This is a genomic window from Rhodoplanes roseus (genome assembly GCF_003258865.1).
In the GTDB taxonomy this organism is placed as follows: Bacteria; Pseudomonadota; Alphaproteobacteria; order Rhizobiales; family Xanthobacteraceae; genus Rhodoplanes; species Rhodoplanes roseus.
This window is the reverse complement of sequence record NZ_NPEX01000960.1, coordinates 1-245: the sequence shown is the minus strand read 5'-3', so window position 1 is coordinate 245 and position 245 is coordinate 1. Positions and strand designations below refer to the sequence as shown.

1 pseudogene is annotated in these 245 nt (G+C 68.6%); it reads left to right on the top strand.

Going from position 1 to position 245, the window contains the following annotated elements:
* Positions 1–245 (top strand): annotated as a pseudogene (locus CH341_RS33175) (ABC transporter permease subunit); the annotation flags it as partial.

The following is a 245-nucleotide window of genomic DNA, read 5'->3' as shown; positions in this document are numbered from 1 at the left end:
TCCTGACCGTCGGCCCGCTGCTGGTCGATGCCTTCGGCGGCGGAGGCCTGTTCGGCGTCGACTGGATGCAGGGCGCGTCCTCGGTGCTGACCGCCGGCTTCGTCATGGGCATCATGCTGATCCCGTTCGTCTCATCGCTCTCCGACGACATCATCAATGCGGTGCCCCAGGCCATGCGCGACGGCTCGCTCGGCCTCGGCGCCACCCATTCGGAGACCGTCAAGCAGGTGATCCTGCCGGCGGCG